Origin of the sequence: Pleomorphomonas sp. T1.2MG-36 (assembly GCF_950100655.1) — a bacterium.
GTDB lineage: Bacteria > Pseudomonadota > Alphaproteobacteria > Rhizobiales > Pleomorphomonadaceae > Pleomorphomonas.
This window is the reverse complement of sequence record NZ_CATNLY010000045.1, coordinates 55800-82113: the sequence shown is the minus strand read 5'-3', so window position 1 is coordinate 82113 and position 26314 is coordinate 55800. Positions and strand designations below refer to the sequence as shown.

The window sequence follows — 26314 nt, the reverse complement described above, 5'->3', positions numbered from 1 at the left end:
GGTATCCCGGAGTCAGGGATGCCGGACCACGAAGACCTCGTCGAACGTGTGGTTCCCGGGGGCTGAAGAAAGCGAAGGGAAAGTCATGAGCAGCGTCAGCGACGAGAGCGGACGTCGGCGGCTGGGCCGGGGACTGGCGGCGCTGATTGGCGATGCCAGTTCCGAATTCGAAGTGGTCGAGCGGGTCCGCGGCATTCGCAAGGTGTCGATCGACCTCATCAAGGCGAACCCCAAAAACCCGCGCCGTCTGTTCAAGGAGGAAGACCTTGAAGAGCTGGCGGGGTCCATTCGCCAGCACGGCATGATTCAGCCAGTTGTGGTTCGGCCGGCGCCGGCCGGCGGCAATGGGTATGAGCTGATCGCCGGTGAGCGGCGGTGGCGCGCCGCGCAGAAGGCCGGCCAGCACGAGATCCCCGTCATCATCCAGGACGTGACCGACCGCGAGGCGATGGAAATCGCCATCATCGAAAACGTTCAGCGGCAGGACCTCAACCCCCTGGAAGAGGCAATGGGATACGACCAGCTCATTCAGGAGTTCGAATACACGCAAAACGACCTCGCCTCGGTGATCGGCAAGAGCCGCAGCCATGTCGCCAACACGCTGCGTCTGCTCAAGCTGCCCGAACCGGTGAAGGAGTATCTCAACGCAGGTGCTTTGACGGCCGGCCATGCCCGTGCCCTGATTGCCGCGCCCGATCCCACAGCGCTTGCCAAGCGTATCGTCGAGGAGGGCATGACCGTCCGTTCGGCGGAGACGCTGGCGCAGGCGACCATTTCGGAGCCGCATGGTCGGGCAAAGGTGGCAAAGCCGGACAAGGATGCCGATACGCGAGCGCTGGAAAAGCGGCTTTCCGACGCGTTGGGGCTGTCCGTGGAAATTCGTCACAAGCCCAACGGCTCGGGCGAGATGCGGCTCGGCTACGCCAGTCTCGATCAACTGGACGACATCATTCGTCGTCTGGAAGACTGATTTTTCCGATTTTCACCTGTTCGATTCGCAAGCGAAACGCCCCGACGATGTCTCGCCGGGGCGTTTTGTTTCGATTCCGATCTTTCGGACCCGTAACGATCTCGTCGGGAGAGAGTCTCAGCGCTGGGAAAGTGCCTTGACCATGCGGTCGATGCCTTCATCGAGCATGGAGCGAGGACAACCGAAGTTCAGACGAACGTGATGGTCGTCGCCGCCGAAGCTGGGGCCGGGGTTGAAGGCGACTTTGGCCTTGTCGAGGAAGAAGCGATAGGCGTCCCCAAGATCGAGCTCTGAACAATCGAGCCAGGCGAGGTAGGTCGCTTCCGGGGCGGTGATCCGGATTCCTGGAATCTCCCGTTCAAGGCGCGCAACGAGATGGTCCCGATTGGCTTCGAGATAGGCAAGCAGGGCTTGTTTCCAGGGGCGTCCGTTTCGGAGTGCCGCTTCGGTGGCGACAAGCCCAAGCACGTTGGCGCCTTCGCTCATGCCGAGATTGGCGGCGATGAAGCGACGGCGCAGATCGGGATCGGGAATGATGGCGTAGGCCGTCTTCAGGCCGGCGATGTTGTAGGTCTTGCTGGCCGCCATCAGGGTGATAGTTCGGCGGGCGATATCCGGCGAAAGGGACGCAATGGGCACGTGCCTGACTGCCCCGTAGACGATGTCGCAATGAATCTCATCCGAAATGATTACGGCGCCGGACGAAAGGCATGCGTTGGCGATTGCCGCGAGCTCGGCGCGCGTCCGCACGCGACCGGTGGGATTGTGCGGGTTGCAAAGCAGGAAAGCTGCCGCGCCGGCGAGGGCGCCGGTCAGACGATCGAGGTCGACGGCGCAACCCTGGGCGACCGGCAACACCGGAACGTCGACGCGGGTGAGATCCCAGTTGCCGGCAGCGGCGAGGATCGGCGGATAGACCGGCGTTTCGACCACCAAGCGGTCGCCGGGTTGAGCAAAGGCCTTGAGCGCCTGGTTGAAGCCCGGCACGACGCCTGGCAGAAACACCACGTCAACAGGCGATATGGTCCATCCATAGAGATCCTGCATGTCGGCCGCGATCGCGTCGCGCAGCGAGGCTGGCCCAGGACCGCCGTACCCGAACACCGGATGATCCAGGCGGTCGCGCAAAGCGGTGGCAATCGGCTCGGCAACGGGGAAATCCATGTCGGCCACCCACATCGGCAGAACGCCCTCGGGATAGCGGTCCCATTTGGAGGTGGGTACCTGCCGTCGATCGATGACGGTGTCGAAGTCGTAGGCAGCCATGAAGAAAATGTCCTTGTCGTAGAGGCGGATCAGCCGACACTAGACCCAAAGCCCGGACCCGATCCAGCCTTTGGACGCATGTTGATTGGGCAGATGATGCTGTTGTCAGGCGGCTCGCTTCGGCTCGATGAGATCCCAGCGGTTGCCGTAGAGATCTTCGAAGACTGCGACGGTACCGTAGGCCTCGAAGCGGGGCTCTTCGAGAAAGCGAACGCCTCGGGACGAGAACGACGCATGGTCTCGGGCGAAATCGTCGGTCTCGAGGAAAAGGAAAACCCGGCCGCCGGTCTGATCGCCGATATGCGCCGCCTGTTCCGGACCGTCAGCCCGGGCAAGCAGCAGGGCGGCTCCGGATCCGGTTGGAGCGACCCGCACCCATCGCTTGCCGTCGCCAAGCGGCGCGTCGTCTATGAGGGAGAAGCCGAGTACATCGACATAGAAGGCGATCGCCTCGTCATAGTCGGCGACCACGAGCGCCACGCTGGCGATCGTCCGGGTCATGCGGGATCCTTGGAAATGCCCGGCTGTTCGATGGCGTGACGCGACAGAAGTGGCAGTTGCGCGATCGAGAACAGCAAGGTCAACGGCATGATGCCCCAGACCTTGAAGGCGACCCAGAACTCGGTCGTCTGGGTGCGCCAGATCAGCTCGTTGAGGACGGCAAGAAGAAGGAAGAACAGGCCCCAGCGGATGGTCAGTTTGCGCCAGCCCTGTTCGTCGAGATGGAAAGCGCCGTCGAAGACGTATCCGAGCAAAGTCTTGCCGAAAAACAGACCGCCGAGGAGCGCGCCGCCGAACAGGGTGTTGACGATGGTCGGCTTCATCTTGATGAAGGTGTCGTCGTGCAGGATCAGCGTCAACGTGCCGAAGATGGCGACGACGATACCCGTCACCAGCGGCATGATGGCGAGGCGTCGGTTGATCGCCCAGGAAGCGATCAACGCCACCGCCATCGCCGCCATGAAGGCACCGGTGGCGGCGAAGATACCGAAGCGGCCGTTGGCAAAGAAGAAGACGAGAAGCGGGCCCAGCTCAAGGGCGAGCTTGAGCCAGGGATTCTCGGCCTTGCGGCCGGCGGCGGGCATCTCGGTCATCATCACTCCTGGCGGGCTGCGGTCACTTGTACTTGGAATAGTTGATCTGGAACCATTCCGGATTGGTGGGATTGCCCACCTTGGTTTCGTAGATGGCCACCGTGGTGTCAAACCCCTGATCGTCGGTTACCGTCCACTGCTTCAGTTCGGTGGTGCGTGCATCGAAGTAAAGCGTCAGATGGCTGGTGACGAACGTGCCAGGGTCTTGAAGGCGGATGACGATGAAATCGGAATCGGCGCTGACCGACTGCACCACTGCCTCTTCAAGCAGGTTGATGTTCTTGTCGAGCAGGAAGCGCAATGGCGTTTCCGACAGAAGATAGAGCGTCTGCGACTGCATGGCCTTGTCGTCGACCGCAACTGTCCGGCCGTCGACTGTGATGTCGAGCTGTGCCGGCGGATAGTAGCGGAAACGCATCTTGCCGGGCCGGTCGATGACGAAATAACCGGTGGTCTCGCCGCCATCAGGCGCCGTCTGCAGGAACTTCCCTTCGAAGGTGGTGATCGAGTTGAAGTAGCGGTTGACCGCCTGCACCGTGGCGAGCTGCTCGGGCGAAAGATTGGCGAGGTTGGGCTTGGCCAGCGCTTCGGTTGTTGCAAGGGGTACCGCGGCGGTGGCGAGCGCCAGCGTCACGCCGGCACCGGCAATGCCGCTCAGGAACGCACGGCGCCCTATCCTCAGGGTTTGAAACATCGCGGATACCCTTTCCGTTGTTACTTTCCGCACGCGATGGCGACGCTGCGGCACACGTCCCACCCACTTAAAGATCAGAAGATGGCGAAACAAGGTAGAGTTTCCAGCGCCGTATTGACAAGACGGCGGCGTGCGCCAAAGACAGGCGGCAGGGTTGGCGACAGAGATGCCTCCGGCCCTTCGGGACTTGGGCCTTCGCGGCTTTGGCGGAGAATGGAGAGGCCAGCATGACCATTTCCGAAGCGCTTGGACGGGTGCGGGCGGTGATCGAGGGGGCCGAGGAGGAGGCCGGACGGCCAACCGGTTCGGTGACGTTGATCGCCGTTTCCAAGACCTTTCCGGAGGCCGATGTCCGTGCCGCCATCGCCGCCGGGCAGTTCGTCTTCGGCGAAAACCGCGTGCAGGAGGCCGCCACCAAGTTTCCGTCGGTAAAGGCGGATTTCCCCAGCGTTGAGCTGCATCTGATCGGACCGTTGCAGTCAAACAAGGCGCGCGAAGCGGTGGCTTTGTTCGATGTCATCCACAGCGTCGACCGCGACAAGATCGCGGCGGCTCTTGCCAAGGAAATGCGGACGCAGAACCGTTTCCCCAAGCTGCTCGTGCAGGTCAACACCGGGGAGGAGCCGCAAAAGGCTGGTATCGCGCCGCGCGAAACGGTGGACTTCGTGAAGCGCTGTCGCGACGTGCACGGCCTCGCCATTACCGGGTTGATGTGCATCCCGCCGGTCGGCGATCCGCCAGCGCCGCATTTCGCGTTGCTCGACGAACTGGCGCGGCGGGCTGGGGTGGCCTTCCGCTCGATGGGCATGTCGTCGGATTACGAAACGGCGATCGGCCAGGGCGCGACGCATGTGCGGGTCGGCAGCGCCATTTTTGGCTTCCGGGACTACGGCGCCGCCTGAGCGCCCAGCGCCCTGTCGATGGCCGGTCTCAGTTCCGTCGAGATTCTGTCGGGCGTAAGCGGCCCCACCAGCTTGGCGACGATGTGACCGTCGGCCACCACGAAGGTTTCGGGCACGCCATAGACGCCCCAGTCGATGCCGACGCGACCTTTGCGATCGGCGCCGACGGCGGCATAGGGATTGCCGAGGCCGTTGAGGAAGCGCAGCGCCTGATCGTCGGCGTCCTTGTAGTTGAGCCCGTAGAGGCGGATACGCCGGTCCTCGGCGATTTTGGTCAGCAGCGGATGCTCGGCACGGCAGGGCGCGCACCAACTGGCGAACACGTTGACGACGGAAACGCCTTTGGCGAGGTCGGTCGACGAAAGACCGGGAACCGATGCTCCGTCTTGCGTCAGTCCGGCGACGGCGTCGAGCCGGAAGTCGGGAACCGGTTTGCCAATCAGTGCGGACGGTACCTCCGCCGGGTCGCCCGCTCCGAGTCTTGCGTAGAACAAGGCGGCAAGCGCCAGAAACAAGACGAGCGGAACGAGCGCGAGAAGGCTGGCGCGGCGGCGGGAAGACGTGCTCAAGCCTGCGTCTCCAGCTTGGCGTCCAATGATGTTTCGGGCGCCAGTCGAGCCGCGGCGCGCGCCGATCGGCGGGTCAGGCCTTGCGCCTCAAGGGTCCTCAGCGTGTGTCTCAAACGGCGATGATCCAGAACCACCCAAAACGTGAGGCCGAAGGCGGCAAGCGCGGCCGCTCCGTAGCTCAGGACAATGAAGCCGGCATAAGGGCCGAGAGAAGCGATCATCGGGCGGCTCCGGCGGCAGTCAGGCCGAGCGCGCGAATGCGCCGACGCAAAATCTCATTGCGCATGGCGGCCAGGTGCAGCGTGGCGAGAAGGGCGGTGAAGGCCAATGCCATGGCCGCGAGCGGCAACAGCATGGTGACGTCGATGGTCGGACCGTCGATACGGAACACCGAGGCAGGCTGGTGCAGAGTGTTCCACCAGTCGACCGAGAACTTGATGATCGGCAGATTGACCGAACCGACCAGGATCAGGATTGCGGCGGCGCGCGCGCCGCGCGTCGGATCCTCGATGGTACGCCAGAGTGCGATGAGGCCGAGATACATGATGAACAGCACCAGCACCGAGGTGAGGCGCGCATCCCACTCCCAGTAGGTGCCCCACATCGGCCGACCCCACAGCGATCCGGTCACCAGGGCCAGCGCGGTGAAAGTGGCACCGATCGGGGCGGCCGCGCGAGCGGCGACATCGGCAAGCGGATGTCGCCAGACCAGGGTGCCGAGCGCGGACACGGCCATGATGGCGTAGGTCAGCATGGACAACCAGGCGGCGGGCACGTGGATGTACATGATCCTGACGGTCTCGCCCTGCAAATAATCAGCCGGCGAGCGGATGACCAAGGCGAGACCGCCGGCGAACAACATGACGGTGAGCCCGGCAAGCCAGGGGATCAGGCGGCCGGCAAGTGCTAGGAAGCGTGTTGGATTGGCCAGATCGGCGAGGGGCATGCTTGCCTCGGAGCGTGGGTGCGCGGCCGTCAATCGCGGCTTCGACGTATTCCAGACTGCACAAATAGCGGCTTCGTCGGCGACCGGCAATCCGCAGCGGCGCGAAGGACGCTCAGGGCGGCACCGTCAGTCGCCAAGTCCGGCGATGGCCCGGGCAAAGTCGCGGGCAGCAAAGGGCTCAAGATCGTCGATCCCCTCGCCGACGCCGATGAAGTGCACCGGCAGGCCAAACTTCTCGGCGATGGCGACGAGGATGCCACCGCGCGCCGTACCGTCGAGCTTGGTCATGACGAGACCGGTGACACCGGCCGTCCGGCCGAAGGCTTCCACCTGGGAGATGGCGTTCTGGCCGGTGGTAGCATCGAGCACCAGCAGCACGTCGTGCGGCGCGGTGGGGTCAATCTTGCGGAGGACGCGGACGACCTTCTCGAGTTCGGCCATCAGTTCGGCCTTGTTCTGCAAGCGGCCGGCCGTATCGATCATCAGAACGTCAATGCCCTCGGCTTTCGCCCGGGTCAACGCGTCGAAGGCGAGGCCGGCCGAATCGGCGCCAACGTCGCGGGCAACGATCGGCACGTTCGTGCGCCCGGCCCAGACCTTCAACTGGTCGATGGCGGCGGCACGGAAGGTGTCTCCGGCGGCCAGCATGACTTTTCGGCCCTCGGAGGTGAACTTCAAGGCCAGCTTGCCGATGGTGGTGGTCTTGCCGGACCCGTTCACGCCGACCACGAGCACCACCTGCGGCGCCTTGTCGACCTTCAGTGCGAAGGGGATGGCGACCGGGGCGAGGACATTTTCCACCTCGGCTGCGAGAATGGTCTTCACCTCGTGGTCGGTGATGTCCTTGCCATAGCGCTCGGCGGACAGGCGCTCGGCGATAGCCGACGATACGGCAACGCCAAGGTCGGCCTGGATCAACACGTCCTCAAGTTCCTCGAGTGTGTCGGCGTCGAGCTTGCGCTTGGTAAAGATGGAGACGATGCCGCCGCTGAGCGCCTGCGACGAGCGCGACATGCCGCTGGTGAGGCGCTGGAACCAGGATGGGCGTTCGGCGACAGCGGGTGCCTCCGGCTCGACTGGTGATTCACGTGTATCCGACGCCTCGCGCCCGCCGCCAAACCAACGCCCTATGAGACCCGGCTTCTTGTCGTCCGACATGTTGGTTGGTCCTCTGCCTCAGGCGGCCTTGGAAATAAGGGCACGGTCGGTATGGCCTGTGACGACGGCCGATACGATTTCGCCGGGCATGCCCCGGTCGATCTCTGTGAGCGTAAACTGTTCGGTGCGGCCGAGCCCGTCCTTTTCGACCAGAACGGAGTGACGACGGCCAGCCTCCGCTTCAAGATGGGCGCGGAATGCGGCATCGCCCTTTTCGCGCAATCTAAAAGCGCGATTCTTGATATCAACACGCAAAACTTGTGGCATGCGGGCCGCTGGCGTACCTGGGCGTGGCGAGTAGGGGAAGACATGCAGATGGGTGAGGCCGCAGTCGTCGACGATGGCGAGCGAATTGCGGAACATGTCCTCGGTCTCGGTCGGGAACCCGGCGATGATGTCGGCTCCGAAGACCATGTCCGGCCGGAGACGCCGCGCTTCCTCGCAAAAGCGAATGGCGTCGGCACGAAGATGGCGCCGCTTCATCCGCTTCAGGATCAGGTCGTCGCCATGCTGCAGCGACAAGTGCATGTGCGGCATCAGCCGCTCTTCCTCGGCGATGGCCGCCATCAGGTCGGGGTCGGCCTCGATGGAGTCGATCGACGAAATGCGGAGGCGGGATAGCTCAGGCACTTCCTTCAGGATGGATCGGGTCAGGCGCCCAAGGCGCGGATTTCCAGGCAGATCGTCCCCATAGGAAGTGAGGTCGACGCCGGTCAGCACCACCTCGGCATAGCCGTTCTCGACGAGGCGGCGCACCTGTGCGACCACGTCGCCCATCGGTACCGAACGGGAATTGCCCCGGCCGAAGGGGATGATGCAGAAGGTGCAGCGGTGGTCGCAGCCGTTCTGCACCTGAACGAAGGCGCGGGTGCGTCCCTCGAAACCGTCAACAAGGTGCAGCGCCGTTTCGCGCACGCTCATGATGTCGTTGACGCGGGTCTTTTCCTCCGCCGACACGCCGAAGTCGGGGATCGCCTGATAGGCCGCCTCGGTGAGCTTGTCGGCGTTGCCGACCACGAGATCGACCTCTTCCATGCCGGCGAACAGCTCGGGCGAGGTTTGGGCGGCGCAACCGGTCACCACGATACGGGCTTCGGGATTGGCGCGCCGTGCCCGGCGGATCGCCTGCTTGGCCTGCCGCACGGCCTCACCCGTCACGGCGCAGGTGTTGACCAGCACGGCTTCGGACAGGCCCGCCTCGGCCGCCTTCTGTCGCATCACTTCGGATTCCGCCGTGTTAAGGCGGCAGCCGAAGGTGATCACCTCGATTGCCATGCTTTCGTTCCGATGCTGATGCCCAAACCGGCTATATGGCGGAAAGGCGCGGAAATTGCCAGAGCGGAAACCGCATGGCGGGCGGGCTCAGGCCTGATGCTGGGCGTGGAGAACGTGGAGGCCAAAATCTGCCGCGCCTTCGCTCGGCCTCTCGTCCAGATAGCGCTGCCGGAGCCTCGGAATATCGAGGTCCTCAATGTCGGACAGTCCAAGATCGGCAAACTCGCGGGCGAGCGCTGCTGGCGCTATGAGACCGAGCCAGGGTTCGCCGACCTTTGCCGCCTCGGCCATCTGCGCCACCGTGATCGTTCTGCCTTCCGGCGACTGGCTTTCGGGCGGCGTCGTATAGTCGAGCACGACCTCCGAGGCCGGAAGGTCGGCAATGAAGGCGAAAAGCGCTTGCCGCGTCGCGGCGGGCAGGTAAACCACAACGCCCAGCATCTGAAAGAAGGTCGGCTTGTCCGCCCGCCAACCCGCCGCGGCAAGCTCCGCGACGATGTCGCTCTCGCCGAATACGGCCGGCACCAGCGAAAGGCTGGTCGGTAGTCTCGGTCCGAAGCGCAGCAGGCGGCGACGCTTGTCGGCCTGGGTCGCTGGATGGTCGACTTCGAAAACATGCAGCCCGATCGCGCGATAGGGATTCCGGAGGCCGAGGGTATCGAGACCGGCGCCGAGCACCACCACCTGCCGACAGCCGCGAGACACTGCCTCGGCCAGCGCGTCGTCGGCATACCGGCTGCGCGCGGCCATGAAAAAGCGCATCATCCGATAGCCCGGGACGATCGGCAGGCCCATCATCAGCGGGGCGCCCTCGGGTCCCAGCATGTCCTCGGCATAGGGATCGCGAAATACTCGGCCGTCGTCATGGGTCTGGTGCGCGGCGCGAAGCGCTGCGACGACCAGGGCGGTGGAGCTGGGTGTGCCGTGTTCCATGAAATGCCCCGATAACGAGGCGCCTCAGGCTACAGCCGAGGCGAAGATGTCTTCCGGCAGCAGGCCGTCGCGTTCGAATTCGGTGGCGCCGGTCATCAGAATGCGGTTTTCCGCCGTCCACTCGATGACGAGGTCGCCACCGGGAAGCGTCACGCGAACCTTGCGCCCGGTCCGGCGCGTACGGGCTGCCGACACGGCAGCGGCGCAGGCGGCTGAGCCGCAGGCGCGCGTCAGACCGGCACCTCGTTCCCATACCTTCAGCGTCAATGCGTCCGAGCTTGTCACGTGGGCAAGCGAGATATTGGCGCGCTCGGGAAAAATGGGATGATTTTCAAGCATGGGTCCGATGGCCTGGAGATCGTAGGCTTCCACGTCGTCGACCCAGAAAATGGCGTGCGGGTTGCCGATGTTGGCGACCGAGGGCGAATGCAGGATCGGGGCGTCGATCGGCCCGATCTGCAATTCGATGGCGCGGGTGTCGGCGAAAGGTTCGGCAAGCGGAATGTCGTTCCAGGCAAACCGCGGCTCGCCCATGTCGACGGTAACGAGGTCGCCGGCCTTTTCGATACGCAAGCGGCCGGCGCGTGACTCGACGAAGCAGGGCGAGGGCGCTCCCGCTTCGAACAGACGCCGACCGACGCACCGCGTGCCGTTGCCGCAGGCAAAGCTCTCCGAACCGTCGATATTGAAGATGCGCATGAAGGCCAGCGTATCGGGCCGGCGGGGAGCGTAGAGAACCATGAGCTGGTCGAAGGGCTCGCTGGCGCCGATCGCGCGTGCGGCCTCGGCGGTCACGGTCTCCGTCCTGTCGCGCAGATCGAGCACGACGATCTCGTTGCCGATGCCGTTCATCTTGACGTAAGGGATGCTCATCGCCGCCTGGCTCCTTCTGCTCTCTCATAGACGAATGGCGGCGGCAGAGGAAGCGGCGGGCGTGTCGGCGCGGTAAATGCAGCTTCTGAGGCTGGCGAAAAGCCGGTTTTCCTTGACTCGATGCTGTCTTGCCGCTAATGCCGCTCCATTCTCGTCCTGTTGCGACAGCCGAGCCGCCGACCGGGGCATGATCCCGGAGGTCAACATCCGCCAGCGCGTCGCGCCCGCGGATGCCTGCGGTGCTTGGGTTTCGTGGCGGTCGGGGCCATATGAGCGGTCCGACAAACCGTTCGACGAGGACCGCCGATGTTTGAAAGCCTTTCCGATCGCCTTGCCGGCATTTTCGACAAGCTCACCCGTCGCGGCGCGCTGTCGGAAGCCGACGTCGCGGAAGCCATGCGCGAGGTGCGGCGGGCGCTGCTCGAGGCCGACGTGGCGCTCGACGTTGTCAAGTCCTTCACCGACAAGGTGAAGAACCGCGCTGTCGGCGTCGAGGTGGTCAAGTCGGTCACTCCGGGCCAGATGGTCGTCAAGATCGTCCACGACCAGCTCGTGGAGATGCTGGGGTCCGACGCCCAGCCGATCGATCTTGAAGCACCGGCGCCGGTTGCCATTCTGATGGTTGGTCTGCAGGGCTCGGGCAAGACGACGACGACGGCCAAGATCGCCCGGCGTCTGACCGAGCGTCAGCGCAAGAAGGTGCTGATGGCGTCGCTGGACACCCGGCGTCCGGCGGCCATGGAGCAATTGAAGGTTCTCGGCGAGCAGAACGGCATTGATACGCTGCCGATCGTCGTCGGACAGTCGGCGCAGGAAATCGCTGCGCGGGCGCTGACTGCCGCCCGCCTCGGCGGCTACGACGTGGTTCTGCTCGATACCGCCGGTCGCGTCACCGTCGACGATGCCCTGATGAACGAGGCGGCCGACGTCAAGCGCATCGCCCAGCCGCACGAAGTGCTGCTGGTCGCCGACGCGCTGACCGGCCAGGACGCCGTCAACACGGCGCGCGCCTTCGACGGACAGATCGGCATCACCGGTATCGTTCTGACGCGCGTCGATGGCGATGGTCGCGGCGGTGCGGCGCTGTCCATGCGCGCCGTCACCGGCAAGCCGATCAAGCTGATGGGCGTCGGCGAAAAGGCCGATGCGCTCGAAGACTTCCATCCGCAGCGGGTGGCCGACCGCATTCTCGGCATGGGCGACATCGTGGCGCTGGTCGAGAAGGCCGCTGCCAATATCGACGCCGAGAAGGCGGCCCGGATGGCCGCCAAGATGGGCAAGGGTGAGTTCGACATGAACGACCTTGCCGAACAGCTCGGGCAGATGCAGAAGCTCGGTGGCATGAGCGGCATCCTCGGCCTGATGCCCGGCATGGCCAAGATGAAAAACCAGCTCGCTGCCGCCGGTTTCGACGATCGCCTGCTAAAGCGGCAAGTGGCCGTCATCCAGTCGATGAACAAGAAGGAGCGGGCCAAGCCCGCCGTCATCGACGCCAAGCGTCGCAAGCGCATTGCCGCCGGCTCCGGCACCGAAGTGTCCGACGTCAATAAGGTGCTGAAGATGCATCGGCAGATGGCCGACATGATGAAGGCCATGGGCAAGCAGAAGGGCGGGCTGTTCGGCGGTCTTGGCAAGCTTGGCGCCATGATGGGCGGCGGCATGCCCGATCCGTCCAAGATGGATCCGGCGCAGCTCGAAAAGATGGCTCGCGACATGGGCATGGGTGGTGGACTTGGCGGGAAGGGCGGCTTGCCGCCGGGCCTGCCGGGGACGTTGCCGCCCGGTCTCTCCGGTCTGCCGGGCCTCTCCGGTGGTCGTCTGCCGGGATTGCCGGGTCTTCCCGGTCTGCCGAAGGGACCGAAGAAATGACGACGCTCGATCCGGTGATGGCCGAACTGCTGGAACTGCGCGGCTCGATCGACAACATCGACGCGGCGCTGGTTCATCTCCTTGCCGAGCGTTTCAAGTGTACGCAGAAGGTCGGTCGGCTCAAGGCCGAGCACAAGCTTCCGCCGGCCGATCCCTCGCGGGAAAAGGTCCAGATCGAACGGCTCAGGGCGCTCGCGGCCGATGCCCGGCTCGATCCTGATTTTGCCGAGAAATTCCTGAACTTCATCATCACGGAAGTGATCAGGCACCACGAGGCGCTTCGCCAGTAGGCGACTCCTCACCCCTAACCGAAGACAAACCAAGCTGGAGTAATCCCAATGTCCCTCAAGATCCGTCTCGCCCGTGGCGGCGCCAAGAAGCGTCCGCACTACTCGATCGTCATCGCCGACGCCCGTTCGCCGCGTGATGGCCGCTTCATCGAAAAGATCGGCACTTTCGATCCGATGCTGGCCGATGACGCCGAGAACCGCATTGTGCTCGATGCCGACCGCGCCAAGTACTGGCTCGATCAGGGCGCCCAGCCGACCGATCGCGTCCTGCGCTTCCTCGACAAGGCCGGCCTTGCCAACCGCCCGGCTCGCAGCAACCCGAAGAAGGCCGAGCCGGGCGACAAGGCCAAGGAGCGCGCCACCGAGCGTGCCGAGAAGGCCGCTGCCGTCGAGGCTCCGACCGAGTGATTTCGGTCTGACACCATCCTTTAAGGGACCGTCCCGCCCCGCGGGGCGGTCCTTTTCTTTGACGGAGACATCCCTTGGCCGAACCGCAGAAGTCCGTTGTCATTGCCGAGATCGGCGCCGCCCATGGCGTACGTGGCGAGGTGCGCGTCAAGGCGCATACAGCCGATCCCCTGGCCGTGGCCGACTACGGCCCTCTGCATGACAGCCGTGGGGCCATCTTCCGCATCAAGTCGCTGCGGCACCTCAAGGACGACATGCTGGTTGTTTCCTTCGAGGGGCTCACCGACCGAACCGCCGCCGAGAAACTGAACCGCACCAAGCTTCACGTCGATCGCTCGGCCTTGCCACCGCCGGATGAGGACGAGTTCTACCACGCCGACCTCATCGGTCTCGCGGTCGAGACGACGGCCGGCGAGGCGATCGGCACGGTGGTGGCAGTGGTCAATTTCGGAGCGGACGACCTTCTGGATGTGAAGCGCCCGGGGCGCGCGTCGGTCTATGTGCCCTTTACGCGCGCCGTCGTGCCGACCCTCGATTTTGCATCCGGCAAGGCCATCATCGCACCGCCGGACGGCCTCCTCGACGAACCCGGCGAACCGGACGGGGAGGAGGCGCCGTGACTGGTTTTGCCGCCGATGTGCTGACGCTCTATCCGGAGATGTTTCCCGGCCCGCTCGGGGTCAGCCTCGCCGGCCGGGCGCTTGGCGAGGGGGGGTGGTCGCTGAGACCGACCCAGATCCGCGACTTTGCCGAGGGACGCCATCGCAACGTCGACGACACGCCGGCCGGCGGCGGTCCCGGCATGGTGATGCGCGCCGACGTGCTGGCGCGTGCCGTCGACGCCGTGTCTCCGCCGGATGATCCCCGGCCACGTTTGCTGATGACGCCACGCGGAGCTCCTCTCAAGCAGGCCCGTGTGCGCGAACTTGCCGCCGGTCCGGGTGTCGTCATTGTCTGCGGCCGTTTCGAAGGCGTCGACGAGCGGCTGATCGGACACCGCCGGCTGGAGGAGGTCTCGATCGGCGACTATGTGCTGTCCGGCGGGGAGGTTGCGGCCATCGTGCTTCTCGACGCGGTCGTCCGTCTGCTGCCCGGCGTGATGGGCAACGACCTCTCAGGCATCACGGAGAGCTTCGAGGAAGGTCTGCTCGAGCACGCGCAGTACACGCGGCCCCCGATCTTCGAGGATGAGGCGATCCCGCAGGTTCTGCTGTCGGGAGATCACGGAAAAGTCGACGCTTGGCGCCGTGCCGACGCCGAACGGGTGACGACCGAGCGGCGTCCCGACCTCTGGTCCGCGCATCTCGCCGCCAAAGGCCGGAAATGAGCAGTTTCCGGCAAAGAATCTGGGTGGAAGTGGTCGACAAACGGGTCCGTCTCGTGTAGGAACCCCGCCCATAGTTGATTGACGTATCCGCCCCTTCGTTCGATGTGACGATGAACAGGGCGCTCTGGTCGGCTCAGGAAAAAGAAGGAATCCAAAGATGAGCAAGATCATCCAGGAGCTCGAGGCCGAGCAGATGGCCGTGGTCAAGGCGCAGCGCCAGCTGCCCGAGTTTTCTCCCGGCGATACCGTTCGCGTCAACGTGAAGGTTACCGAAGGCACGCGTACCCGCGTGCAGGCCTATGAGGGCGTCTGCATCGCCCGCAAGGGTGGCGGTCTCAACGAGAGCTTCACCGTTCGCAAGATTTCCTACGGCGAGGGCGTCGAGCGCGTTTTCCCGATCTACTCGCCGATGATCGACTCGCTCGACGTGGTGCGCCGCGGCAAGGTGCGCCGGGCCAAGCTCTATTACCTGCGCGACCTGCGCGGCAAGGCGGCCCGTATCTTCGAGGCGACCAACGCCCGCGCCCGCAAGCTTAACGACGCCGCCAAGGCCGACAAGTGAGCGCAGCCCAAGGCTGACCGATCGTTCCGGGCCCGCGCGCTTCGCACGCGGGCCTTTTTACATCCGGAGATCCCGCAAGCTCATGCGACAGGTCAAGATCGCCACCTGGAACATCAATTCCGTGCGCATGCGCCGACTCATCGTCGAGCGCCTGCTCAATGAAGCGGCGCCGGACGTGCTGTTCCTGCAGGAGACGAAGTGCCAGGACGGCCAGTTTCCCGCCGCCGACTTCCGCAAGCTCGGCTACGAGCATATTGCTCTCAACGGCGGTCGCGGCGGCTATCATGGTGTCGGCATCGTCTCGCGCTTGCCGCTCGGCGACGTTCGCGTTCGCGAGTTCTGCGACAAGGTTGGCGACCCGCGCCACATTTCCGCAGTGATCGGCGAGGGCAATTCGGCTTTTCGCGTCCATAACTTCTACGTGCCGGCCGGCGGCGACGAGCCGGATGTTGCCATCAACCCGAAGTTCGACCACAAGCTTCGCTTTCTCGACGAGATGAGGGACTTTCTGCCCACGGCCAGCGACGGGCTACCGGATGTGGTGGTGGGAGATCTCAACGTCGCTCCCCATGAGCATGACGTCTGGTCGCACAAGGCGCTTCTCAAGATCGTCAGCCACACGCCGATCGAATGTGAGAAGCTGGAGGCTGTCCGCTCGGCTGTCGGTTATGTCGATATTGCCCGACGATTCGTGCCGCTTGAGGAGAAGCTCTATTCCTGGTGGAGCTACCGCGCCAAGGACTGGCGGGCGGCCGACAAGGGGCGTCGGCTCGACCACATATGGGCGCACCCCAGCATGGCCACGCGGGTGAGCGACTTCCGCATCCTGAAGGATGCGCGAGATTGGGACCGCCCGTCGGATCATGCGCCCGTCGTGGTCAGCATCGAGGTCTGATCTCAGGCGGCGTCAGTTTCCGAGGCGGTCGAGGCGCTCGCGTACCGTCATCAGCCGCGAAGTGGTCTCGCGCACGTTGGCCGACAGGCGCCGATGCAGACCGGCGGCAATCTCGGGAAACTCATCGAGCATTCGGCGGAACAGCGGCCGGCGGATCAAGATGGTCTCGACTCGGCCGCGCGCCACGGCGGTCATCGTTCGCTCGCCATCGACGATCAGGGCGAGGCCGCCAAGCAGAGCGCCACGGCCAACCACCTCGGTGGGGGTTTCGGACTCGCCGGGCGGGAACAGTGCCACCTCACCTGCCGATATGACATGGGCACAGTCGGCGCGGTCGCCCGCCGAGTAGAGGCGCTGCCCGTCCCGGAAGTCGCGGCTCTCGGCCGAGAAGGCGAGCAGGCGCAGCTTGTCCTCCGTGAAATCGGAGAGCATGGACACCGTGCCGAGCAGCTGTATGTCGGACTCGAGACTCATGAATGGCCTGGCGCGGGCGGGACAAACGATGGTGGCAATTATCGGTCATGCGCCGCGGACGCGGCACATGACGCAAAATCCCTAGCATGCCGCCCGTAGAAGGTTAACCGCCCAATCCCCGGCTTGCCGGCGTCGGCCGGGTTTTCCACCCCCGAAGGGAGGCGGAAGGGTTACGGCACGAGCTTGTAGCCGCCGCCTTCGGTGATGAGGAGTTGGGCGTTGGCCGGGTCCTTCTCGATCTTCTGGCGAAGGCGGTAGATGTGCGTCTCGAGGGTGTGGGTGGTGATGCCGGCGTTGTAGCCCCAGACCTCGTGCAAAAGCACATCGCGGGTGATCACCTTGTCGCCGGCCCGGTAAAGGAACTTCAGGATCGAGGTTTCCTTTTCCGTGAGGCGGATCTTGCCACCCTTGGCGTCCACCAGAAGCTTGGCCGAGGGACGGAAGGTATAGGGCCCGATCGTGAACACCGCCTCTTCCGACTGTTCGTGCTGGCGCAATTGGGCGCGCACGCGAGCAAGCAGAACGGCGAACTTGAACGGCTTGGCGACATAGTCGTTGGCACCGGCTTCGAGCCCGAGGATCTGGTCGCTGTCGGTATCGTGCCCGGTCAGCATGATCACCGGCGCCGCAAATCCGCCTTTCCTGAGAATCTTCACCGCCTCGCGGCCATCCATGTCGGGCAGGCCGACGTCCATCAACACGAGGTCGACGTGGGCCGTCCGGGCAAGTTGCATGCCCTTGGTGGCGGTTTCCGCCTCGATGGGCTCGAACTCGTCGAACAGGGACAGCTGTTCGAGCAGCGCCTCGCGGAGGTCGGGGTCGTCGTCGACGATCAGAATTTTTCGAGCGGTCATGTCATCCCCGTCAAAGATGATCGCTGCCAGAGAGCCCGCCCCTCGTCTTCGGGGTGCATCGCACCGGCTTGGCGATTCATCCGATCCCTGCCAGATTATCATGGCAGACCGGATACTTCACAAAATTATACCGTCTGTCGGTCCTTCGCGACCGTCTGTCAAGCAAGGCGAAAAATATGCACGGCAAGTTGAAACCGAAGGGGCCGGCGCTCACGCGCCTTCACGTTCGCGTGAAATCGCCCCATTCCACGCGCGGGCGGCTTGTCGGCGGAGGCGTTGATCTGGCGGCGACGATCGGTCGGTCGGGACTCTCGGTGTTGAAGCGGGAGGGGGATGGGGCGAGCCCGCGGGGAGGTTTCCGCATTGTCGGCGGTTTCTATCGGCCGGATCGCTTCGGAAGCCGACCGCGTGCGGGCATTTTGCTTGTTCCGCTGCGGCCTGACGACGGCTGGTGCGACGATCCGTCCGACGGCAACTACAATCGTCCGGTCCGCTGTCCCTATCCCAGGAGCCACGAGGCGATGTGGCGCGACGATCACGCCTACGACGTCGTCCTGGTGCTCGATTTCAATCTCCGGCCCCGCATCCGCGGCGGCGGCAGCGCCATCTTCTTTCACCTTGCGCACGCTGACGGTCGCCCAACGGCGGGCTGCATGGCGTTGAAGCGCGCCGACATGTTGAAACTGCTGCCACGTCTGTCGGCGCGCACGACCATCTTCTTTGGCTGAAGGTCCCTAGATCGGCTCGCCGGCGACGAGACGTGGCGACGGCCCGGGTGCGCCGGCCGCCGCGTCGGCGAACACCCGCTTGATCGGTGGCAGCCGATCGACCAACCCGAGACCGAGATCGCGGATCAGCCGCAGTGGCCCGACATCGTTGGAGAACAGCCGATTCAGCCCATCGGTCATCGCGGCCATGCGCAAGGTGTCGAAGCCGCGCCAACGCTGATATTCGTCCAGAACGTCGGCAGCACCGGGGTCGCGACCGGCGCGCAGGGTGATTGCAACGACCTCCGCCAGCGCGGCCGCATCCTTGAAGCCAAGGTTGAGGCCTTGGCCGGCAATGGGATGAATGGCATGTGCGGCGTCGCCGATCAGCGCCAGCCGATCGGCCGTGAAGCGGCGGGCGAGCGCCAGTCCGAGCGGGAAGGCCTGCTTCCGGCCAACGACGCGAACCTCGCCGAGGCGGTGGCCGATCCGGCGGACGAGTTCCGCGTCGAACAGGAACGGCGCGCCGGCGACAAGACGGCCGGCGATATCGGTGCGTTCGCTCCAGACGAGCGAGGATCGATTGCCACCTTTGAGCGGCAGCACGGCAAACGGGCCCGCCGGTAGGAAATGCTCTTCGGCGCGTCCTTCATGCGGTCGATCGTGTTCGATGGTGGCGACGATCCCCGATTGGCCGTAGTTCCAGGAGTTGACGCCGATGCCGGCTTCCGAGCGCAGGCGCGAGCGGGCACCGTCGGCGGCGACCACCAGGGAAGCGACCAGCGTTTTCCCGGATGCGAGCATCACCCGGCGGCCGCCTGGGCTCTGTTCGGTGGCCAGTACGCTGTCGGGCGTCAGGAAGCGGACGCCGGCGGCTTCGGCCGCTGCGCCCAGTGCCGCGACCAGCGGGCCGTTCGGCAGCATGTGCGCGAGAGGGGCCCCATCCTGCTGCCGTTCGAAAGTCAGGAACACCGGCCGGATGAGGTCGTCGAGGCGAGAGTCGGTGACGATCATCTCGCGGACCGGCTCGGCCTCGCCAACGAGGTCGTCCCAGACACCAAGAGCTGAAAGCACGCGCCGGCCCGCCGCTGCCACCGCGAAGGCCCGCAGATCGCCCGAGGCTTCGCGCCACGGGCGGGGGTCGGCGAGCGCCACGCGGGCACCCGGCACCGAAGCGGCGATGGCGAGCGCGGCGGAAAGGCCGACGTAGCCGCCGCCAGCGACCAGCACGTCCACTCTTTCGACAGGTTCTGTCATCTCGTCTTCCCTTCCTTTTCCGGCCATGGACGACAACGCCAGCATAGTGGGATTGCGGATGCCGGCCAAGAACCGGCTTGGTGACTTTCTGAGCGCTTTCGCAGGCGGCGAGGACGGGATGGCGCTCCAAACGGGCAATTACTGCCCATCGATTAGGCATCTGTGGTCTGCTGCCCTGATTTCAAGATGTGCACATTCGAGTTTTTGCCGGGGATTTGGTCATCCGTTGCCACGCGGCGACCGTCAAAACCGGCGAAAACAAGGCATTTGGTAAAGAGAAAGCAGAATGTGCCGCATCCACGGTCTGCTTGGCACAAAGATTGATTCTATCGACGGCATCGAGTTCCGCGACGGGGCGCATCGCGGGGGTGCGCATTCGGTCCGGGGGACCAATCGATGGAAGGAACCCCATGAAAATCGTCATGGCCATTATCAAGCCGTTCAAGCTGGACGAGGTGCGCGATGCGCTCAACGCTCTCGGCGTGCACGGCCTCACGGTGACGGAAGTCAAGGGCTATGGTCGCCAGAAGGGCCATACCGAGATCTATCGCGGCGCCGAATATGCCGTCAGCTTCCTGCCCAAGCTGAAGGTTGAGGTGGCGGTCGCCACCGATCAGGTCGACAAGGTGGTCGAGGCCATCTCCACGGCCGCCAAGACCGGCCAGATCGGCGACGGCAAGATTTTCGTCACCTCCATCGAACACGCCGTCCGTATCCGCACCGGCGAGACCGACGGGGAGGCGCTCTGACCCATTCGGGAAGCCCGTCGGGGCTTCCAAGGCACGCCGCCGGTGTTTCGCCCCAAGGGTGATGCCCTGCGGACAGTCGACAACCGATCCAAGAGGATTTCGATGAAGTATCTCAAGCCACTTCTCGCGGCTGCGCCGATCCTGGCGCTTTCGGCCGCCGCGGCTTTCGCCCAGGACGCCGTCGCGCCCGCCGTCGAGGCCGCCGCTCCGGTTCCCACCGCCGATCCCGGCCACACCGCCTGGATGCTGGTCTCCACCGTTCTGGTCGTCATGATGACGGTACCGGCGCTGGCGCTGTTCTACGGCGGCCTCGTCCGCTCCAAGAACGTGCTGTCGATCCTGATGCAGTGCCTTATCGGCTTTGCGGTGATGGCGATCCTGTGGATCACCTACGGCTATTCCATCGCCTTCACCATGCCCGGCGAGGCGACGGCGCTGTCGCCGTTCGTCGGCACGCTGGACAAGGTCATGCTGGCGGGCATCACACCGGCTTCGGTCTCCGGCTCCATTCCGGAGATCGTCTTCGTCGCCTTCCAGATGACCTTCGCCTGCATCACCCCGGCGCTGATCATCGGCGCCTCGGCCGAGCGCGTTAAGTTCTCGGCGGTGATCTTCTTCCTGATCCTGTGGTTCACCTTCGCCTATCTGCCGATGGCCCACATGGTCTGGGGCGGTGCCGGTTCCTATATCGGCTCCGGTTGGGGCGCCCTGGACTTCGCCGGTGGCACCGTGGTGCATATCAATGCCGGTATCGCCGGTCTTGTCATCGCCATCATGGGCGGCAAGCGCATCGGCCTCGGCCGTGACAACTTCGCCCCGCACAACCTTGTGCTGACCTATATCGGCGCCATGCTTCTGTGGGTCGGCTGGTTCGGCTTCAATGCCGGTTCCGAGCTCGCTGCCGATGGCGTTGCCGGTTATGCGCTCATCAACACCATCGTCGCCACCGCCGCCGCGGCCATCGCCTGGCCGTTCGCCGAATGGCTCACCCGTGGACATGCCTCCCTTCTGGGTGGCGCTTCCGGCGTGGTTGCCGGCCTCGTCGCCATCACCCCCGCTTGCGGTACCGCCGGGCCGTTCGGCGCGATCATCATCGGTCTCGCCGCCGGCGCGATCTGCTTCTGGGCCTCGACCTGGGTCAAGTCGAAGTTCGGCTACGACGACGCGCTCGACGTGTTCGGCGTGCATGGCGTTGGCGGTATCGTCGGCGCCATCCTGACCGGCGTGTTCGCCAATCCGGCGCTTGGCGGCATCTATGCCAGCTACCCCGGCTTCGGCACTCAGGTTACGGCGCAGATCGTCGCGGTCATCATCTGCATCCTGGTGTCTGGCATCGTGTCGGTAATCGCCCTCACCATCGTCAAGGCGATCATTGGTCTCCGTGTCACCGAGACGGCCGAGCGCGAAGGCCTCGACGTCACCACCCACGGCGAACGCGCCTACAACTGAGACTGACATCATTCAGTCGACAAGTCCTGGCGGGCGGGCTCCAAACGGAGCTCGCCCGTCGGCGTTTTACTCCGTCGGGTGGAATCATCCTTTGGGCGCAGTCGTTGCGGAAGTTCGTGCGTCGGATGATTTTCACCCTATTTCCCTCTTGGCGCTTGCGTCCGTCACGCTATGGTCTTGGCATCGATCGGAGTCGGTGCGCCGCTCCGAGCAATCTCGAGACAGACCGGAAAGAGGTGCCCCATGAAGATCGTGACGGCCATCATCAAGCCCTTCAAGCTCGACGAGGTTCGAGACGCCTTGACCTCGCTCGGCGTTCACGGCCTGACGGTCACGGAAGTCAAGGGTTACGGCCGCCAGAAGGGCCACACCGAGATTTATCGCGGTGCCGAATACGCCGTCAGCTTCCTGCCCAAGCTGAAGATCGAGGTGGCGGTGCCCGCCATCGAAGCGGAAAAAGTGGTCGAGGCGATCGCCTCGGCGGCCAAGACGGGCCAGATCGGCGATGGCAAGATCTTCGTCTACGCGATCGAGCATGCCCTTCGCATCCGCACCGGCGAGCAGGACGAAGAAGCGCTCTGAGGTGTCGTGGCGCACAGGGTTAAAGAGCGTTTAACCATGGGTGCCTAAAGTGGCCGGCAGCAGAAAAGGTCCGGCCGCCTTCGGGCGGCGGGCCGAATCACCCGTTGCCCGAGCCCTGGTTACATGTCGCCACGCGTGCCGCTTCCCCTTTCTCCGTTTCAACGCCTCGGTCGTTTGATCGCCGGTGTCGAGCCGGGCCGCCCTCCGATCGACGTTTCGGTCGGCGAGCCGCGTCATCCCGTACCCGAATTCGTCGGTCCGGTGCTTTCGGGCGCGTTGGCCGATTTTGTTCGTTATCCGCCGATCAAGGGTACGCCGGCTTTCCGCGCGGCCGTTGCCGGCTGGGCCGAACGGCGGTTCGGCCTTCCTGGCGGGGCCATCGACCGCGATGACGGCGTATTGCCGCTCAACGGGTCGCGCGAGGGGCTTTTTCACGCGACGCTCACCGCTGTTAGGCTTGCCGGCAGCGACAAGGGCGTGCGTCCGGCGATCTTGTTGCCCAATCCCTTTTATGCCGTCTATGCCGCCGCTGCCGAAGCAGCCGGGGCCGAACCGGTGCTTGTCGCCGCCAATCGCGAGGATGGCTTCCTGCCGCGTTTCGAGAGTTTGCCGGCCGATGTTCTCGCCCGAACGGTGGCGGCCTTCCATGCCAGCCCGGCCAATCCGCAAGGAGCCGTTGCCGATCTCGGTCGGCTCGAAGGGCTGGTCCGCCTGGCGCGGGAGCGCGGTTTCCTTCTGTTTTCCGACGAGTGCTATTCGGAAATCTGGCGCGGCCGAGCGCCCGACGGCGTGCTTGCCGCGGCGTTCGGCATCAGCGGCGAATTGTCGGGCGTCGTTGCCTTCAACTCGCTGTCCAAGCGCTCCAATCTTGCCGGTGCCCGATGCGGTTTCGCGATCGGCGACCCCGCTTTCCTGAAAGCGTGGGCAGCCTTGCGCAACGTGACGGCGCCCCAGGTGCCGATGCCAATCCAGGCAGTGGCGGTCGCCGCGCTCGCCGATGAGGCACACGTCCGTGAAAATCGCCGGCTTTACGATCTCAAGTATGCTGCCGCCCAGGAGATGCTGGGCGGTCGTTTCCCGGATCTCGTGCCGCCCGGCGGCTTCTTCCTTTGGCTTGATGTCAGTCGTTGGGGCGGCGGTGAAGAGGTGACGGCCCGGCTCTGGAAAGAGCAGGGCGTCAAGGTTGTGCCGGGTGGGTATTTGTCGGCAACGGATGCCGATGGCATCAATCCTGGGGCCGACTTTGTTCGCATCGCCATGGTCGAAAGCCTTGAGACAAGTCGCGAGGCGCTGAGCCGTCTCTCGGAGGTTCTGTCATGAGAGCAGAAATGAGGACCAGTCCCCGTCTTCGCGAGACCGGCGGCCGGCTCGACGGCCCCTACGAGCCGCGCCCGGTCAACGCCCGCCGCGCCGCCAATCTCAAGGAACTCGACAAGCGGATGCGGCGCGCGGCGCCGACGCGCGAGGATCGCTTGCGGCAGGCGATGCTGCGCAACATCGCCGGCGCATCGGGCTTGATGCTGATCGCCGGTGTCGCGGCTCTGTCGGCGGCGCTTGCCACCTGGTCGGTGGACGATCCGAGCTGGAGCCATATCGCCGATGGACCGACACGCAACGTCATGGGTCCGGCCGGCGCGGTGGTTGCCGACCTGATCATGCAGCTCATCGGCCTCAATGCGGCGTTGTTCCTGGCGCCCGTGGTGATCTGGGGTTGGCAGCTGACCATCGGCCGCATTCCGCACGTGGCGCGCAACCGGCTGATCGGCTGGCTGATCGGCACGCTGATCGGCGCCGCGTTCATGGGCGCCCTGCCGCCAACCACCGGCTGGCCTTTGCCCACCGGTCTTGGTGGCGCCATCGGCGATCTGATGCTCCAGCTGCCGGCCGCTTTCAATAACGGCATCCTTACCGACACGCTGCGACTCATTGTGCTGATCGTCACCGGTCCGTTGGCGCTGGCCGCCATGATCTACGCTTCGGGCGTGCCCGGTCATCGTATCGTCAATCCCGTGGTGGCTGTCGACGACGATGAAGACGACGAGGAAGAGGACGGGAGCGAAAGCCGCATCGGCGCCCTCATCGGGGTCGCCGGCCATTGGTGGCTGACGCTGCGCGCCAGCCTGTCCCGCCGCCTCTTCCATCGTCCGGCCTTCGCCTATCCGGGTGAGGAATATGATGACGAGGGCGAGGACGATTACGAGCCGCCGGTCTCGCGCCGGGCCGAACCAACCCTTGCCGGCCGGCCGCGCCCCGCTGCTGCGCCCGTTGCCGATGACGAGGATGAGGACGACTACGAGCCGCCGGTTGCCGAGCGGCGCGTCGGCCGCGTCGAACCTTCCTTCTCTCCAGTCGAGCGGCCCCGGCCCGCGGCCCCGGAAGCGGTGGTCGAGGAAGACGAGGACGACGATCCGCCGCCGTTCGATCTTGACGACCGCCTGTCCGATTACGACGAGACGGAGTTGATTTCGCCTCCGGAGCCGGTCGCCGTGGCGCCGGCGCCACGCGCCTTCGAGCCGCGTCCCGCTCCGCTTCGCGGTCCTGCTTCGCGCATAGGCAAGTCGGCCGCGCCGCAGGAGAAACCGGCGGCCCGCGTCAAGGCGCCCGCGCCGCCGATGCAGCCCAGCAAAAGGGCCAAGGGTGGCACGCAGCTGTCGCTGCTCGACGAGGCCCGTTTCGAGTTCCCGGCCATCGAGCTCCTGGCCGAACCCAAGGGCGGAAATGGCGTTCAGTACACGCCGGACAGTCTGGAGCAGAATGCCGGCTTGCTGGAAGGCGTGCTCGAAGACTTCGGCATCAAGGGCGAGATCTTCAACGTTCGCCCGGGGCCGGTGGTGACGCTTTATGAACTGGAGCCGGCGCCCGGCATCAAGTCGTCCCGTGTCATCGGCCTGGCCGACGACATCGCCCGCTCGATGAGCGCGGTTGCCGCACGCGTCGCCGTCATTCCCGGCAAGAATGCCATCGGCATCGAGCTGCCCAACCAGCGGCGCGAGATGGTCTATCTGCGCGAACTGATCGCCAGCCAGGACTTCGAGAAGTTCAAGGGACGGCTGGCACTGGCCCTCGGCAAGACCATCGGTGGCGAGCCGGTGATCATCGATCTTGCCCGTACGCCGCACATGCTGGTGGCCGGCACGACCGGTTCGGGTAAGTCGGTGTCGATCAACACGATGATTTTGAGCCTCCTCTATCGGATGACGCCCGAGGAGTGCCGGCTGATCATGATCGATCCGAAGATGCTGGAGCTCTCGGTCTACGACGGCATTCCCCATCTCCTGACGCCGGTGGTCACCGATCCGCGCAAGGCCGTGGTGGCTCTCAAGTGGACGGTCCGAGAAATGGAGGACCGCTACAAGAAGATGTCCAAGGTCGGCGTGCGCAACATCGAGGGCTTCAATGCCCGCGTGGCGCAGGCGATCGAGCGCGGCGAGAGCATCAACCGCACCGTCCAGACCGGCTTTGACAAGGAGACCGGCGAACCCATCTTCGAAACCGAGGAGATGGAACTCAAGCCGCTGCCGTTCATCGTCGTCATCATCGACGAGATGGCCGATCTGATGATGGTGGCCGGCAAGGAAATCGAGGGCGCGGTACAGCGTCTCGCCCAAATGGCCCGCGCCGCCGGCATTCACGTCATCATGGCGACGCAACGTCCGTCGGTCGACGTGATCACCGGTACGATCAAGGCCAACTTCCCGACCCGTATCTCTTTCCAGGTCACCTCGAAGATCGACAGCCGTACCATCCTCGGCGAGCAGGGAGCCGAACAGCTCCTCGGCCAGGGCGACATGCTCTACATGCAGGGTGGCGGCCGCATCCAGCGCGTCCACGGTCCGTTTGTTTCCGACGGCGAGGTGGAGGCGATTGTCGCTCACCTCAAGACGCAGGGAACGCCCGATTACCTCGAAGCGATCACAGCCGACGACGAGGAAGAGAGCGGCGGCGGCGAATCGGCTCCGGTCGATGAAAATGCCGACCTTTACGAACAGGCTGTGGCGCTGGTGCTGCGCGACAAGCGCGCGACCACAAGCTACATCCAGCGCCGGCTCGGCATCGGCTACAACCGCGCCGCCTCTCTCATCGAGCGGATGGAGAAGGAAGGGCTGGTCGGTCCTCCCAACCACGCGGGCAAGCGCGAGATCCTGATGCGCACCAGCGAAGATTGACGGATGTCCTCACAAACGAGACAACAGGGCGTTTCCCTCAGGCGA

At 64.7% G+C, this 26314-nt stretch carries 28 protein-coding genes and 1 pseudogene; 15 read left to right on the top strand and 14 right to left on the bottom strand.

Features of this window, described 5'->3' with window-relative positions:
• Positions 1 to 85: 85 nt before the first annotated feature.
• Positions 86 to 970, top strand: coding sequence for a ParB/RepB/Spo0J family partition protein (locus QQZ18_RS17995; RefSeq protein WP_284542332.1), 885 nt, complete (start codon positions 86 to 88; stop codon positions 968 to 970).
• A 117-nt stretch (positions 971 to 1087) separates the two neighbouring features.
• Here QQZ18_RS17995 and QQZ18_RS17990 read toward each other — a convergent pair whose 3' ends face one another.
• From QQZ18_RS17990 to QQZ18_RS17975, 4 genes are all read right to left on the bottom strand, one after another.
• On the bottom strand, positions 1088 to 2236 hold the full coding sequence (locus tag QQZ18_RS17990; protein ID WP_284542331.1) for a MalY/PatB family protein: 1149 nt from the start codon (positions 2234 to 2236) through the stop codon (positions 1088 to 1090).
• 105 nt (positions 2237 to 2341) lie between these two features.
• Complete coding sequence (locus QQZ18_RS17985; protein ID WP_284542330.1) at positions 2342 to 2737, bottom strand: VOC family protein; 396 nt, start codon at positions 2735 to 2737, stop codon at positions 2342 to 2344.
• Complete coding sequence (locus QQZ18_RS17980; RefSeq protein WP_284542329.1) at positions 2734 to 3330, bottom strand: septation protein A; 597 nt, start codon at positions 3328 to 3330, stop codon at positions 2734 to 2736. The genes QQZ18_RS17985 and QQZ18_RS17980 overlap by 4 nt, the downstream gene beginning before the upstream one ends.
• Before the next feature lie 22 nt (positions 3331 to 3352).
• Positions 3353 to 4024, bottom strand: coding sequence for a LolA family protein (locus QQZ18_RS17975; protein ID WP_284542328.1), 672 nt, complete (start codon positions 4022 to 4024; stop codon positions 3353 to 3355).
• A 227-nt stretch (positions 4025 to 4251) separates the two neighbouring features.
• Here QQZ18_RS17975 and QQZ18_RS17970 point away from each other — a divergent pair, with 227 nt between their 5' ends.
• Positions 4252 to 4926 carry a YggS family pyridoxal phosphate-dependent enzyme gene (locus QQZ18_RS17970; RefSeq protein ID WP_284542327.1) on the top strand — a complete coding sequence of 225 codons (675 nt, stop codon included), beginning with the start codon at positions 4252 to 4254 and terminating at the stop codon, positions 4924 to 4926.
• Here the strand turns inward: QQZ18_RS17970 and QQZ18_RS17965 are convergent.
• The 7 genes from QQZ18_RS17965 to dapF all read right to left on the bottom strand — a co-directional run bounded on the left by QQZ18_RS17965 (position 4911) and on the right by dapF (position 10680).
• Positions 4911 to 5495, bottom strand: a complete 585-nt coding sequence (locus tag QQZ18_RS17965) for a DsbE family thiol:disulfide interchange protein (RefSeq protein WP_284542326.1) — start codon at positions 5493 to 5495, stop codon at positions 4911 to 4913. The genes QQZ18_RS17970 and QQZ18_RS17965 overlap by 16 nt on opposite strands.
• Positions 5492 to 5716: a heme exporter protein CcmD gene (ccmD, locus tag QQZ18_RS17960; protein WP_284542325.1), complete on the bottom strand. Its 225-nt coding sequence runs from the start codon at positions 5714 to 5716 to the stop codon at positions 5492 to 5494. The genes QQZ18_RS17965 and ccmD overlap by 4 nt, the downstream gene beginning before the upstream one ends.
• Entirely contained in the window at positions 5713 to 6441 is a 729-nt protein-coding gene (locus QQZ18_RS17955) for a heme ABC transporter permease (protein WP_284542324.1), read from the bottom strand. Before QQZ18_RS17955 ends, ccmD begins: the two co-directional genes overlap by 4 nt.
• Before the next feature lie 126 nt (positions 6442 to 6567).
• Positions 6568 to 7599: a signal recognition particle-docking protein FtsY gene (ftsY, locus tag QQZ18_RS17950; RefSeq protein WP_284542323.1), complete on the bottom strand. Its 1032-nt coding sequence runs from the start codon at positions 7597 to 7599 to the stop codon at positions 6568 to 6570.
• 18 nt (positions 7600 to 7617) lie between these two features.
• Positions 7618 to 8874 carry a tRNA (N(6)-L-threonylcarbamoyladenosine(37)-C(2))-methylthiotransferase MtaB gene (gene mtaB / locus QQZ18_RS17945; RefSeq protein ID WP_284542322.1) on the bottom strand — a complete coding sequence of 419 codons (1257 nt, stop codon included), beginning with the start codon at positions 8872 to 8874 and terminating at the stop codon, positions 7618 to 7620.
• An 87-nt stretch (positions 8875 to 8961) separates the two neighbouring features.
• Positions 8962 to 9807, bottom strand: coding sequence for a class I SAM-dependent methyltransferase (locus tag QQZ18_RS17940; RefSeq protein WP_284542321.1), 846 nt, complete (start codon positions 9805 to 9807; stop codon positions 8962 to 8964).
• Positions 9808 to 9831: 24 nt separating this feature from the next.
• Entirely contained in the window at positions 9832 to 10680 is an 849-nt protein-coding gene (gene dapF, locus QQZ18_RS17935; protein ID WP_284542320.1) for a diaminopimelate epimerase, read from the bottom strand.
• A 306-nt stretch (positions 10681 to 10986) separates the two neighbouring features.
• Here dapF and ffh point away from each other — a divergent pair, with 306 nt between their 5' ends.
• From ffh to QQZ18_RS17900, 7 genes and pseudogenes are all read left to right on the top strand, one after another.
• Complete coding sequence (gene ffh, locus QQZ18_RS17930; protein WP_284542319.1) at positions 10987 to 12549, top strand: signal recognition particle protein; 1563 nt, start codon at positions 10987 to 10989, stop codon at positions 12547 to 12549.
• Positions 12546 to 12839, top strand: a complete 294-nt coding sequence (locus tag QQZ18_RS17925) for a chorismate mutase (RefSeq protein WP_284542318.1) — start codon at positions 12546 to 12548, stop codon at positions 12837 to 12839. Before ffh ends, QQZ18_RS17925 begins: the two co-directional genes overlap by 4 nt.
• Before the next feature lie 48 nt (positions 12840 to 12887).
• Complete coding sequence (gene rpsP, locus QQZ18_RS17920; protein WP_284542317.1) at positions 12888 to 13247, top strand: 30S ribosomal protein S16; 360 nt, start codon at positions 12888 to 12890, stop codon at positions 13245 to 13247.
• A 74-nt stretch (positions 13248 to 13321) separates the two neighbouring features.
• Complete coding sequence (rimM, locus tag QQZ18_RS17915; protein WP_284542316.1) at positions 13322 to 13867, top strand: ribosome maturation factor RimM; 546 nt, start codon at positions 13322 to 13324, stop codon at positions 13865 to 13867.
• Positions 13864 to 14574 carry a tRNA (guanosine(37)-N1)-methyltransferase TrmD gene (trmD, locus tag QQZ18_RS17910; protein ID WP_284542315.1) on the top strand — a complete coding sequence of 237 codons (711 nt, stop codon included), beginning with the start codon at positions 13864 to 13866 and terminating at the stop codon, positions 14572 to 14574. Before rimM ends, trmD begins: the two co-directional genes overlap by 4 nt.
• Before the next feature lie 110 nt (positions 14575 to 14684).
• A pseudogene (gene rplS / locus QQZ18_RS17905) lies at positions 14685 to 15127 on the top strand (50S ribosomal protein L19); the annotation flags it as partial.
• Between the two features lie 91 nt (positions 15128 to 15218).
• Complete coding sequence (locus QQZ18_RS17900; RefSeq protein ID WP_284542313.1) at positions 15219 to 16031, top strand: exodeoxyribonuclease III; 813 nt, start codon at positions 15219 to 15221, stop codon at positions 16029 to 16031.
• A gap of 12 nt (positions 16032 to 16043) precedes the next feature.
• Here QQZ18_RS17900 and QQZ18_RS17895 read toward each other — a convergent pair whose 3' ends face one another.
• Both QQZ18_RS17895 and QQZ18_RS17890 read right to left on the bottom strand, forming a co-directional pair.
• Positions 16044 to 16505 carry a Crp/Fnr family transcriptional regulator gene (locus tag QQZ18_RS17895; protein ID WP_284542312.1) on the bottom strand — a complete coding sequence of 154 codons (462 nt, stop codon included), beginning with the start codon at positions 16503 to 16505 and terminating at the stop codon, positions 16044 to 16046.
• A 170-nt stretch (positions 16506 to 16675) separates the two neighbouring features.
• Positions 16676 to 17359, bottom strand: coding sequence for a response regulator transcription factor (locus QQZ18_RS17890; protein WP_166903377.1), 684 nt, complete (start codon positions 17357 to 17359; stop codon positions 16676 to 16678).
• Between the two features lie 176 nt (positions 17360 to 17535).
• Here QQZ18_RS17890 and QQZ18_RS17885 point away from each other — a divergent pair, with 176 nt between their 5' ends.
• The gene (locus tag QQZ18_RS17885) at positions 17536 to 18087 is read left to right on the top strand and encodes a L,D-transpeptidase family protein (protein ID WP_342398933.1); all 552 of its coding nucleotides are present in this window, start codon (positions 17536 to 17538) and stop codon (positions 18085 to 18087) included.
• A 6-nt stretch (positions 18088 to 18093) separates the two neighbouring features.
• Here QQZ18_RS17885 and QQZ18_RS17880 read toward each other — a convergent pair whose 3' ends face one another.
• Complete coding sequence (locus tag QQZ18_RS17880; RefSeq protein WP_284542310.1) at positions 18094 to 19323, bottom strand: FAD-dependent monooxygenase; 1230 nt, start codon at positions 19321 to 19323, stop codon at positions 18094 to 18096.
• Positions 19324 to 19733: 410 nt separating this feature from the next.
• Here QQZ18_RS17880 and QQZ18_RS17875 point away from each other — a divergent pair, with 410 nt between their 5' ends.
• The 5 genes from QQZ18_RS17875 to QQZ18_RS17855 all read left to right on the top strand — a co-directional run bounded on the left by QQZ18_RS17875 (position 19734) and on the right by QQZ18_RS17855 (position 26269).
• The gene (locus QQZ18_RS17875; RefSeq protein WP_101290079.1) at positions 19734 to 20072 is read left to right on the top strand and encodes a P-II family nitrogen regulator; all 339 of its coding nucleotides are present in this window, start codon (positions 19734 to 19736) and stop codon (positions 20070 to 20072) included.
• 102 nt (positions 20073 to 20174) lie between these two features.
• Positions 20175 to 21521, top strand: coding sequence for an ammonium transporter (locus tag QQZ18_RS17870; protein WP_284542309.1), 1347 nt, complete (start codon positions 20175 to 20177; stop codon positions 21519 to 21521).
• Positions 21522 to 21764: 243 nt separating this feature from the next.
• Positions 21765 to 22103, top strand: coding sequence for a P-II family nitrogen regulator (locus QQZ18_RS17865; protein WP_284542308.1), 339 nt, complete (start codon positions 21765 to 21767; stop codon positions 22101 to 22103).
• 123 nt (positions 22104 to 22226) lie between these two features.
• Entirely contained in the window at positions 22227 to 23423 is a 1197-nt protein-coding gene (locus QQZ18_RS17860) for an aminotransferase class I/II-fold pyridoxal phosphate-dependent enzyme (RefSeq protein WP_284542307.1), read from the top strand.
• An 8-nt stretch (positions 23424 to 23431) separates the two neighbouring features.
• A complete protein-coding gene (locus QQZ18_RS17855) occupies positions 23432 to 26269 on the top strand; it encodes a DNA translocase FtsK 4TM domain-containing protein (RefSeq protein WP_446728676.1) in 2838 nt (945 codons plus the stop codon).
• Positions 26270 to 26314: the final 45 nt, after the last annotated feature.